9 protein-coding genes are annotated in these 11,372 nt (G+C 67.4%); 6 read left to right on the top strand and 3 right to left on the bottom strand.

The genetic code is table 11. From position 1 onward, the window contains the following. Positions 1–111 precede the first annotated feature (111 nt). A complete protein-coding gene (locus G5C60_RS46480; protein WP_338146129.1) occupies positions 112–1,647 on the bottom strand; it encodes an MDR family MFS transporter in 1,536 nt (511 codons plus the stop codon). Between the two features lie 267 nt (positions 1,648–1,914). On the opposite strand from G5C60_RS46480, the gene G5C60_RS46485 reads away from it, so the two are divergent. Next, positions 1,915–2,490, top strand: a complete 576-nt coding sequence (locus tag G5C60_RS46485) for a TetR/AcrR family transcriptional regulator (protein WP_165269622.1) — start codon at positions 1,915–1,917, stop codon at positions 2,488–2,490. A gap of 64 nt (positions 2,491–2,554) precedes the next feature. Here G5C60_RS46485 and G5C60_RS46490 read toward each other — a convergent pair whose 3' ends face one another. Then, positions 2,555–3,286 (bottom strand): M23 family metallopeptidase, encoded by a 732-nt coding sequence (locus tag G5C60_RS46490; protein WP_165269624.1) that lies wholly within the window; start codon positions 3,284–3,286, stop codon positions 2,555–2,557. A gap of 468 nt (positions 3,287–3,754) precedes the next feature. Between G5C60_RS46490 and G5C60_RS46495 the strand changes: the two genes are divergently transcribed. Beyond that, positions 3,755–6,328, top strand: a complete 2,574-nt coding sequence (locus tag G5C60_RS46495) for an NACHT domain-containing protein (protein ID WP_338146128.1) — start codon at positions 3,755–3,757, stop codon at positions 6,326–6,328. Between the two features lie 90 nt (positions 6,329–6,418). After that, a complete protein-coding gene (locus G5C60_RS46500; protein WP_165269628.1) occupies positions 6,419–9,586 on the top strand; it encodes an NACHT domain-containing protein in 3,168 nt (1,055 codons plus the stop codon). Here the strand turns inward: G5C60_RS46500 and G5C60_RS46505 are convergent. Next, entirely contained in the window at positions 9,575–9,988 is a 414-nt protein-coding gene (locus G5C60_RS46505) for an ATP-binding protein (protein WP_165269630.1), read from the bottom strand. The genes G5C60_RS46500 and G5C60_RS46505 overlap by 12 nt on opposite strands. A gap of 321 nt (positions 9,989–10,309) precedes the next feature. On the opposite strand from G5C60_RS46505, the gene G5C60_RS46510 reads away from it, so the two are divergent. From G5C60_RS46510 to G5C60_RS46515, 3 genes are all read left to right on the top strand, one after another. After that, on the top strand, positions 10,310–11,080 hold the full coding sequence (locus tag G5C60_RS46510) for a helix-turn-helix domain-containing protein (RefSeq protein WP_241267571.1): 771 nt from the start codon (positions 10,310–10,312) through the stop codon (positions 11,078–11,080). After that, the gene (locus G5C60_RS52820) at positions 11,061–11,219 is read left to right on the top strand and encodes a hypothetical protein (RefSeq protein WP_241267572.1); all 159 of its coding nucleotides are present in this window, start codon (positions 11,061–11,063) and stop codon (positions 11,217–11,219) included. The genes G5C60_RS46510 and G5C60_RS52820 overlap by 20 nt, the downstream gene beginning before the upstream one ends. An 11-nt stretch (positions 11,220–11,230) precedes the next feature. Continuing rightward, positions 11,231–11,372: DUF397 domain-containing protein (locus G5C60_RS46515; protein ID WP_165269632.1), on the top strand; the 142-nt coding region annotated here is incomplete at its 3' end.

Genomic DNA, 11,372 nt, shown 5'->3' on the forward strand with positions numbered 1-11,372 from the left:
GGGATGGGACGGGACGGGTAGGGGCGGCGGGGGCGAACCAACCAAGAAGACCCCCGGGGCGGACACCCGCCGGGGGTCTTCGGTCCGGTCCGGTCCGGTCCGAACGGGCGCTCAGACGGTCTCCGCCACCGCCCCCTTCGACGGAACGTCACTCACCTGATCCTCGGCCGAAGCCGAAGCCTGAGGCGCCCCCTTCAACGGAACCTCCTTCACGAACACAGCCGCCGCCAGAGCAACCACGGCCACGATCGAACCGAGCAGGAACGCGGAATGCGTACCGGAGGACACCGCATGCTGATACGCCTCCCGAGCCGCCTCCGGCAACTTCGCCAGACCCGCCGCATCCACCTGCGCGGACCGCTCCGTGACCGCGGACCCGACCGCCCCGGCCCGCTCGGACATCACATCCTGGACCCGGTTGTTGAACAGCGCCCCCATGATCGCGACCCCGAAGGACGACCCGAGCGTACGGAACAGGGTCGACGAGGAGGAAGCGACACCCATGTCCTTCAGCTCGACGCTGTTCTGCGAGACCAGCATGGTGATCTGCATCAGGCACCCCATGCCCGCGCCGAGAACCGCCATGTAGACACCGGAAGTGAACCGCGACGTATCCGTGTCCATCTGCGCGAGCAGAAACAGCCCGACGACCATCAGCACACTGCCCACGACCGGAAAGACCTTGTACCGGCCGGTGTTCGTGGTGACCCGCCCCGCGACCATCGACACGACGAGCATCGCGCCGAGCATCGGAAGCAGCAGCAACCCGGAGTTGGTCGCGGACGCGCCCTGCACGGACTGCTGGTACAGCGGCAGGAACAGCACGGCGCCGAACATCACGAACCCGGTGATGAACCCGATGATCGACATCAGCGAGAAGTTGCGGCTGCGGAAGATGTGCAGCGGCATCACCGGCTCGGTCGCCCTGGTCTGCACGAAGACGAAACCGACCAGCGCGGCGACCCCGATCCCGATCAGCTCCATGATCACGGCAGAGCCCCAGGCGTACTCGGTGCCGCCCCACGTGGTGACGAGCACGATCGCGGTGATGCCCACCGCCAGCAGCCCGGCACCCAGGTAGTCGATCCGGGCCTGCGCCCGCTTCTTGGGCAGATGCAGTACGGCACTGATGGCGAGGAGTGCCACGGCGCCGAGCGGCAGGTTGATGTAGAAGGACCAGCGCCAGCCCCAGTTGTCGGTGATGGTGCCGCCGACAAGCGGTCCGCCGATCATGGCGAGCGCCATCACGCCGGCCATCATGCCCTGGTACTTGCCGCGTTCCCGGGGCGGTATGAGATCGCCGATGATCGCCATGACGCCGACCATCAGACCACCGGCGCCGAGCCCCTGAACGGCCCGGAAGCCGATCAGCTGCCCCATGTCCTGAGCCATGCCGCTCAGGGCCGACCCGATCAGGAAGAGCACGATCGAGGTCATGAAGACGCCCTTGCGCCCGTACATGTCGCCGAGCTTGCCCCAGATCGGGGTGGAGGCGGCGGTCGCGAGGGTGTAGGCGGTGACGACCCACGACAGATGCTCGAGCCCGCCCAGCTCGCCCACGATCGTCGGCATGGCGGTCCCGATGATCATGTTGTCGAGCATCGCGAGCATCATCGCGATCATCAGCGCGCCAAGGACGACGCGCACGCTCCTGGGCTCCTTGCCCCCGCTGCCCGTTACGTCGACCGTCCCGCCTGTACCGGCCTTGCCGACCGTCCTGGCCGCCCCGGCCTTACGTGTCTTGCCGGCCGCCTTTCGGGCTTTGCCGACTGCCTTGGTGTCCGCCACCGTCCCCACTCCCCTGATTACCGCCCCGCTACTTACTTGCCGCCCGGCAAGCTGGCTACACTGGGAAAGTAGCCTCGCAACTAGCCGGGCGTCAAGTAAGTTTTTCTTTACCGAGGAGCAGCCACGATGGGCGGCAGCAGGCAGCAACGCCGCGGGGACACCCGCCAGCGCATCCAGGACGTGGCCCTTGAGCTCTTCGCCGAGCAGGGCTACGAGAAGACGTCTCTGCGGGAGATCGCGGAGCGGCTCGACGTCACGAAGGCGGCGCTGTACTACCACTTCAAGACGAAGGAAGACATCCTCATCAGCCTCTTCCGGGATCTGACGAAGCCGCTTGACGAGCTGATCGAGTGGGCCAAGGGCCAGCCGCACACGCTGGAGACCAAGCAGAAGGTCCTGCGCCGCTACAGCGAGGCCCTCAGCGACGCGGCCCCGCTCTTCCGCTTCGTGCAGGAGAACCAGGCGACAGTACGCGAACTGAGCATCGGCGAGACGTTCAAGGACCGCATGCTGGCCATGGTGGAGATCATCAAGCAGCCGGACGCGGCACTGACCGACCAGGTCCGCTGCATCAGCGCGCTGTTCACCATGCACGCCGGGATGTTCGCCCTCAAGGAGGTCGAAGGCGACCCCGAGGACAAGCGCAAGGCGGTCCTGGAGGTCGCGATCGACTTGATGACGCAGGCACACGGGGGCGCGTGAGCCCCACTACGGGGTTCCCTGAGCGTCGCCTACGGGTGTTCCCTGAGCGCCGATTACACGCCACTTACACGGTCACGCCCTTCGTACGCAGGAAGCGCACGGGGTCGATCGCGGAGCCGTAATTGGGCGACGTACGGATCTCGAAGTGCAGGTGCGGACCGCTGGAGTTGCCGGTGTTGCCGGAGCGCGCGATGTGCTGGCCGGTGGCGACGACCTGCCCGGCCCTCACGTCGATCCGCGAGAGGTGAGCGTACTGCGAGTAGGTGCCGTTGCCGTGCCTGATGACGACGGCGTTGCCGTACGCGGGCCCGTCACCGGCGCCGTTGCCTCCGGCCTTGACGACGGTGCCGCCGTGCGCGGCGACGACCTGGGTGCCGGAGGCGACGGCGAAGTCCTGGCCGGAGTGGGTGGAGTTCCACATGTTGCCGGCCTGGTTGAAGCTGGCGGAGAGCTTGTACTTCGCAACGGGGTCGACCCAGGAAGGCTTCGCGGCCTTCTTGACGGCGACGTTCTTGACGGCGGCCTTCTTGGCAGCGGCCTGCTTCGCGCCCTCGGCGGCCTTGACCTGAGCGGCCGTCTTCGCCTGTGACGCGGCCTTGGCCTGAGCGGCGGCCTGCTGCTTGACGGAGGTGGCAGCGACACCCGGCACCGCCCCGGCGCCCGCCTCACCGCCGGCGGCAGCCGCGACCCCGGCCCCCAGAGCGGCCGACACCCCCAGTCCGACGGCTATGACAGCCGCCCGGGAGCGGATCGGGGACGTACCGAGATGGTGGGACTTGGTGGTGCGCTGCGACATGGGGGACTACCTCCGGGTGACGGACATGAACGCACCCGGCGCGCTGTCGATGCGCCGGGCGAGGCATCCCTTGGTAACCCGGGCTCCCGCTGTCCCACAAAAGGCTTATCTACGACCCGAAGTCGTACTTGACGCTAAAACTTCCCATTCCTTGACAGACACCCCGCCCCACACGAGATCGCCCATGTTTCCTACTGGAAGTCCGGTTTAACCGCACTTCACAGCCCCTGCCTACACACCAAACGCACCCCTCCGAGCCCGAACCGACCAACACTGGGACACCCTTCCGACCCTCAAACCAAAGGTCCGTTTTGCCCCATCTCGCATCACTACTACTAGCCCTAGTACCGGACAAATCGCCTGTGCGTCATGTCACCGGCCGACAAGATCCAGGCATCCTGGGATGTGACGCGCACTACGCTGATCGGACAGTGGCCGTGCCATCGGGGGAACGTTCGGGGGAACGCCGTGGAACCAGCAGCCGTCGGGGTCCGGCTGGCGTCGAGCATCGTCACGCCACTGATCAGGAAGCTCTTCGTGAAGGACCAGCCGGGGGCTGGGCTGGTGAGCAAGCCGGTGCGGATCTCGGCGCTGGTGTCGTTCAGGCGCGAGAAGACGAGCGTGACGCCGAAGGACGCCGGGAAGGTCGCGGAGGAACTGGTCCGCAGGGCGCTGAAGGCCGCGGGACCAGGGGAACGCCCGGTGGATGCGGCGGAGGCGGTGGCGGTCAAGCACGTGCTCGCCCACTCACTCGCGGTGCTCGGGGACATCACGATCCACGACTACGAAGCCGTGGCCATGGGCCCCGAGGACTTCGCGCGCAGGCTCCGTTCCAACGCGGCCGTCGTCGCAGTCGGCCTCAGCGGTGACGGCGAGGTCCTCTACGATCAGCTGCTCCACACCGCCTCGCTGCACATCCTGAACTTCTTCACGCAGCGCTCCACGTACATCGCCCGGCAGCAGACAGCCCAGAGCCGACAGCTGGCCCGGCTGGTCCAGGCGGTGGATGTCCTGCTGGAGCGGCTGCCGTCGCAGACGGCCGAGGACGCGGGATTCGAGGCGCGGTACGCGAACCACATCGCGCAGCGGTACGGCACGCTGACCATCTACGGCCTGGACGTGTACGCCGGCACGAGCGAGTGGCCGCTGGACACGGCGTATCTCAGCCTGGAGGCGACCCAGGAGCAGGGCGAGCAGAGCGGCCTCCATGTGTCCGCCGAGCACGTGCTGGCCCAGCACGACCAGGTGCTGCTGCGTGGCGTCGCGGGCTCCGGGAAGACGACGCTCGTGCAGTGGCTCGCGGTGACGACGGCAAGCCGTACGCACGACCATGGGCTGACGCATCTGATCGGACGGGTGCCGTTCGTGCTGCCGATGCGCCGGATCGTCCGGCCGGGGGCGGAGTTTCCCCTCCCGGGGGAGTTCCTGAAGGCGGTCGGCTGCCCCGTCGCCGGGGAACAGCCCACCGGCTGGGTGGAGCGTGTGCTGCGCGCCGGGCGGGGTGTCCTGCTGGTCGACGGGATCGACGAGATCGCCGGTGACCGCCGCGCGGCGGTCCGGCGGTGGCTGCGGGAGCTGGTGCGGACCTTCCCGGGGAATCTGTGGCTCGTCACCTCGCGGCCTTCGGCGGTTCCGCAAAAGTGGCTGAGCACCGCGGGCTTCGATGAACTCACCCTCTCCCCCATGGCCCGCGACGACGTCGCCACCTTCGTGCGGCGCTGGCACCGCGCCGCCGGAGTGGACGAGGCGGTGGGAGTCTCTCTGCTGCACGCCGTACGGACCACCTCCGAGCTGAACCGGCTCGCCACGAATCCGCTGATGTGCGGCATGCTCTGCGCCCTCCATCGCGACCGGCGCGGCTTCCTCCCGCAGGACAGGAAGTCCCTGTACGAGGCCGCCCTGACGATGCTCCTCGAACGGCGGGACCGCGAGCGGGAGTTGGGCCACCCCGACGGAGTGCGCATCCCGTACGCCACGCAGGTGCAGCTGCTCCAGAAGCTCGCCTGGTGGCTGATCCGCAACAGCCGCTCGGAGATGGACCGTTCGGACGCGCTGCACATCATCAAGCAGGCGATGCCGTCGGTGAGTCTGGACGGGACCGCCGAGGACGTATACAGGTCACTGCTGTTGCGGTCCGGATTGCTGCGTGAGCCCGCGGACGGGCGGGTGGACTTTCTCCACCGGACGTTTCAGGACTATCTCGGGGCCCGACTGGCCGTGCAGGAGCTCGACTTCGACCTGCTGGTGAACAACGCCGAGAACGACGAGTGGGAGGACGTCATCCTGCTTGCCATCGCACATGGGCGGCCGAAGGAGGCGGAGCAGATGCTGCGGCGGCTGGTGGGGCAGGGGACGTCACGGGGGAAGTTGCTGGCTGCGGCGGGTTTGCGGTACGCGGCCGAGGTGGAGCCTTCCGTGCGGACGCTGGTGGAGGAGGGGCTGGAGTCGCTGATTCCGCCGCGCGGCGTCCCAGAGGCTCAGGAGCTGGCACAGGCTGGAGGTGATCTGGTGCTGGCCCTCTTGCCGCGGCCGGAAGGAATGAACGACGCCACGGCACTCCGTGTGGTCCATATTGCTGCCCGTCTGGGCAGTGAGGCCGCGCTGCATTTCCTGGCCCGTTTTCGGAATCACCCGGGCAAATGGGGACAGCAGGCCCTGGCCGACTCCTGGCACTACTTCGACCGCGAGCTCTACGCCCGCGAAATCCTCGCGCACATGCCCCAGCAGCCCCACATCGTGGCACGCACATCCGATGACCTCCGCACGCTCCGCTCTCTCGGCGGCTGGGAACACATACAAGTCGTCGGCGCCTACCGGGTCGAGGAGCTCATAGAACTCATCGTGCGCGAGCGGCTCACCCGGCTCTGGCTGGATGCGCCACATCCGGTCGAAGGCCTGGCCTGGCTGTCGGCCTTCCCCAACCTCAAGGTCGTCCACGTGGCGACAGATGTGAGTGCGACCGTGGCCCAGCAGGCACCGGCCGGAATCAAGATCGGCACCCCGCCGCCCAAGGGGGACAGCGATGCCCACGGGGGCAGCTGATCCCCATGGCGGGCGGCACGCGATCCAGGCATGCGCTCCCTCATAGGCCAACACGCCCTGGCCTCAAGCCCGTTGGCCTACGCTCGAACCATGGTCGATCCGGGGACAGTCGGGGTCCGCATCGCGTCGAGCGTCGTCGCACCCTTGGTGCGGAAGCTGTTCGTACGGGAGGGACCCGGGGCCGGGCTGGTGGAACGGCCGGTACGGATATCCGCCCTGGTGTCCTTCAAGGGCGAGAAGCGCACGTTGGAGGACAAGGACCTGCGCAAGCTCGTACGGGAGCTGGTGCGGCGTGCGGCCGCCCGGGAGACGGCCGTTACGGAGCTGACGGCCGTCACGGACGCGTTGGAGCGCACGTTGTACGCGCTGAGCGACCTGGATATCGACGACGCGGAGGCGGTACGGCTGGGACATCGGACTCTGGCGGGCAAGCTGCACGGCAAGGCCGGAGGGCCTCGACTCGTACAGCACCTCAGCCAGGACTGCGAGTCTCTTTACTCCGAGCTACTGGAAAAGTGCTGCCTGCACATCCTGCACTTCCTCACCCAACGCTCCACGTTTGTCGCCCGCACGCTCGTAGAGCAGAGCCGGCGGCTGGACGAACTGATCGCGCGTACGGACATCCTCATCGAGCGCCTGGCGTCCCGCTCGGCGGAGGACGCGGGCTTCGAGGAACGCTACGCGACGTACATTGCGCGCAAATACGGCCACCTCACGATCTACGGCATCGACCTCAACGAGTGCGGTGAATGGCCCCTGGCCACGGCGTACTTGAGTCTGAAGGCGACCCGAAAGCCGGAACACCAGCCGAGTCCCGACGGAGACCGGGACTTTCTCGCCGAACGTTGGACGGCGTCACCACCCCAGCCGGTCGAGGACGCGCTCGCCGGACACCACCGAGTACTGCTGCGGGGTGCGGCGGGCTCGGGCAAGACGACGCTCGTGCAGTGGCTGGCCGTCTCGGCGGCCCAGCAGGACAGGCTCACGGGCCGACTGGCCCACCTGATGGGCCGGGTGCCTTTCGTCCTCCCGTTACGCACCCTGACGCGCGGCGGCGCGAAACTGCCAATCCCCGCTGACTTTCTGACGTCGGTCAGCTGCCCACTCGCCGGCTCCCAGCCGCCGGGCTGGGCGGACCGCGTTCTGACTGCCGGACGTGGTCTACTCCTGATCGACGGCATGGACGAGGTCCCGGAGCAGGAACGTGAACCCGCCCGCCGCTGGCTCCGCGACCTGCTCACCGCCTTCCCCGGCAACCTGTGGCTCGTGACGTCCCGCCCCTCGGCCGTACGCGACGACTGGCTGGGTGGCGAGGACTTCACCGAGATGACGCTCGCCCGCATGAGCCGCGAGAACATCGCCGTATTCATCCGCCGCTGGCACGAGGCTGCGGGCGCCGACCCCGCCCTCGGCGAGACCCTGCTGAACACGACCCGCACGAAACAGGACTTGGGCAGGCTGGCCACCAACCCCCTGATGTGTGCACTGATCTGTGCCCTCCACCGCGAGCGCCGAGGCTTCCTTCCTCGCGGCCGGAAAGCCTTGTACGACGCCGCGCTCTCCATGCTTCTGGAGCGACGGGACCGCGAACGCGGCATGGCCATGGAGACAGAGCTCGACGAGGAGTCGCAGATCGAACTCCTCCAGAAGCTGGCGTACTGGCTCATCCGCAACGGCCGCTCCGAGATGGACCGCGCGGACGCGGTGGCCCAACTGGAGCGCCTGCTCCCCTCCATGCCGTACGTAGCGGAACAGGGCTCGCCGGAGGACATCCTGCGCTACCTCCTGGACCGCTCGGGTCTGCTGCGCGAACCGACCCTGGACGCCGTGGACTTCGTACATCGCACCTTCCAGGACTACCTGGGGGCACGGGCGGCGATCGAGGAACGCGACTTCGACCTTCTGGCCCGACACGCGCACCTGGACCAGTGGGAGGACGTCGTCCGCATGGCAGTGGCCCACGCCCGGCCGGACGAACGGGCGAGGCTCCTGCGGGGCTTGCTGGAGCGCGGCGACGCGGAACCGGAACATCGGCCCCGCCTGGAGCTCCTGGCCATGGCCTGCCTGGAGCACGCGGCGAAGCTGGATCCGACGGTGCGGGAAGAGGTGGAGAGACGGGCCGGGGAGCTGATACCGCCGCGCAGCTACCAGGAGGCCGTGGAGCTGGCTGATCTCGGGCCGATCGTCCTCGAGTTGCTGCCCGCACCGGACTGTGTGGCAGACGAGACGGAAGCGGCGTTGGTGGTGCGCACGGCGGGTCTGATCGGCGGGGACGCGGCCCTGTCGTGCCTGGTGCGATACCGGGACCATGAGAGCCAGTCGGTGAACACCGTGCTCGGGAGCTGCTGGGACCGGTTCGACACGGAGACGTACGCGAACGAGATCATCCGGTACCTCCGGGCGAAGCAGGAGGCGCTCATCACCGTGAGCTCCGAGGAGCAACTTGCGTCACTCGAACGTCTCGGTGGCCACGGCTCGGTAGCGTGCCAAGGGGATTTCACGGGTGCCCAGATCACTCAGGCCCTCCCGCCCGGCCGGCTGCAGCGCCTCAACCTGGTGGACAACTCCGCCATCGACGATCTCGAGTTCGTCACCAGCTTCCGGAACCTGAACAAACTCACCCTGGCGGACTGCGCGGGCATCTCCAACCTCGCTCCGCTGACGAGGCTGCCCCTGACCACGCTTATCCTCCAGAGGCTCCCGCAGGTCACGGACCTCGGTCCGCTGCGCGAACTCTCCCAGCTCACCATGCTCAGCCTCAGCTCCGACACCGAATGGCCGGGCCTCGACATCATCTCGCCAGCAGCGCCACTGTCTTGCCTCCTCCTGCCCTCGAACGCACACAGCCTCACGGCACTGACCGAGCTCCGGTCTCTGTACCAGCTTGGACTGCACCTGGCCACTCCCCTAACCCCCGAGGATTGGCAGGCGATCGCGAGCCTGAAGAAGCTCGAAGCGCTGGGCCTGAGCACTGCCGAGCAATCGAGCCTGGCGGACACTGGCACTCCGCTGGACAACATCAGGGTAGTCCAGCTCATGGCCGACCATGGGACGGCCGATCTAAGGCTGACCACGACGGTCTTCCCGGCGTTGACGTCGCTGTACGTCCACGACGCCGACGCGATCGACCTCGCTCCGCTGGCCTCGCATCCTGAGCTCAAGCACGTGAGCTTGAGCGGCCGTGGCGACGTCCACAATGCCGACACACTCCCGCACTCCGTACAGCTGACCGCCGGCACCCGCCGGTTACCACGCTGACCCGCCGACCGCATCCCGCGGCGGAACATCCAACTGAAACCACACACCCTTGCCTTGCTCCGTAGACATCACTCCGCAGAGGTCGGACAGGGCAGTGACGAGGAACAGCCCTCGCCCACCCGTGTCCTGAGGCGACGTCCGCCGGGACGCCGAGAGCGTCCGCGGACTCCCGTCATACACGGCGACGCGGACATGCGTACGTGCGACGGCCGCTCTCAGATGTACGTCACCCGGTGCGTGCCGGTGCACGTTCGTCACCAGCTCCGAGGTGCACAGGGCGGCGGTATCGGCGAGTTCCCCGAGCCCGATGGTCTCCAGCGTGGACCGTACGAAGTCCCGGCAGACCTTCGGCGAGGTCACGACGGCAGGGGTGAACAGCGTGTAGGTGAGCGGAAGTTCCATGGCTGACGCCTCCAAGGCGACTGGATGCTGGACGCGGGAATCTGGAATGAACTGCCTCGTCGACGACGCCGGCCGCGGTGGCTCGCCGCCCCATGGGCACGACCCCGCCCGGAACGGGGTCGCGGATCAGCGGTGCACTTCCGCGACACGGCGTGCGTGTACGCATACGTCGACGGCGAGGCTTCCGACATCACTGCGTGAGCGTCGCCGAACTCAACGTAGCGAAGATGGGGTTACTTGTTCAACCTGAACTCCGACCTTGCTGGACCATGCGTCCCCACCCCGGCAAACTGACCCCCATCTCACCGAGGAGAAACCGCGTTGGCTTTGCGTACCCGCCCCACCGCCCGGCAGCTACGACTGGGCGCCGAGCTCAAGAAGCAGCGCGAGCAGGCCGGGATGACCCTGAACGAGGCCGGAGCCGTCATCGGGATGGGTCGCGTGCACCTCACCCACGTCGAGAGTGGCCGAACCCCCATCGCATCCGACCGTATCCGTACCCTCTGCACCACCTATGGGGTCACTAGTTCAACCTACGTTGAGGGCCTTGTGAGCCTCGCCGAAGCCAGCGGCAAGGGCTGGTGGAGCGCCTATCGGGACCAACTCCCCACCTCGGCCCTGGACTTGGCAGAGCTGGAGGAGGCCTCCACGGAACTTCGCTCGTACGAGTCGCTGTTCCTGCCCGGGTTGTTCCAAGTGCCGGCGTACACCCGCTCCATCTTCGAGGCGAGTGATGCCGTGCGCACCGCAGCCGAGATCGAGACCGCGGTGCACTTCCGTCAGGAACGCCAGCGCATCCTTGCCGCCGACCAGCCACCCCATCTGCACGCCGTGATCCACGAGGCCGCCCTCCACATGCGCTTCGGCGGCGCGTCGGTCATGCGCGAGCAACTCCTGAGGCTGGTCGAACTGGCCGAACTACCCCATGTGACCATCCAGTTCGTGCCCTTCACCGCCGTCGCGGTCTCGGCCCTCACCACGCCGTTCTGCCACATCGCCTCGCACAGCGGGGAGCTGGAGACCGTACTCATGGAGCACCCGGCGCAGTCGATGTTCCTGCACGGCACTGACGATGTTCCTGCACGGCACTGACGAAGTCACCAAATACCGCAAGCAGTTCGACCGCCTCGGCACCGCCGCGCTCCCACCCATCGACGCCACGGTGATCCCCGTCAGGCACGCGGCCAAGGACTCACTCAGCCTCGTACAACACATCCTGTACACCCTCTAGGGAGCACCAGCATGTCCGCCCTCGACTGGCAGAAATCAACCTTCAGCGGCGACCAGGCCAACTGCCTGTACCTCGCCGCCTCCCCCACCACCGAAACGATCCACCTCCGCGAAAGCGACACCCCCGACACCATCCTCACCACCACCCCCACCG

Source organism: Streptomyces scabichelini (assembly GCF_011045015.1).
GTDB classification, from domain to species: domain Bacteria; phylum Actinomycetota; class Actinomycetes; order Streptomycetales; family Streptomycetaceae; genus Streptomyces; species Streptomyces scabichelini.

Bases quoted from the DNA above. Each gene is read 5' to 3' on its own strand.
- G5C60_RS46485 (WP_165269622.1), top strand. From the start codon at position 1,915: ATGGGCGGCAGCAGGCAGCAACGCCGCGGGGACACCCGCCAGCGCATC.
- G5C60_RS46490 (WP_165269624.1), bottom strand. From the start codon at position 3,286: ATGTCGCAGCGCACCACCAAGTCCCACCATCTCGGTACGTCCCCGATC.
- G5C60_RS46500 (WP_165269628.1), top strand. From the start codon at position 6,419: ATGGTCGATCCGGGGACAGTCGGGGTCCGCATCGCGTCGAGCGTCGTC.
- G5C60_RS46505 (WP_165269630.1), bottom strand. From the start codon at position 9,988: ATGGAACTTCCGCTCACCTACACGCTGTTCACCCCTGCCGTCGTGACC.
- G5C60_RS52820 (WP_241267572.1), top strand. From the start codon at position 11,061: ATGTTCCTGCACGGCACTGACGAAGTCACCAAATACCGCAAGCAGTTC.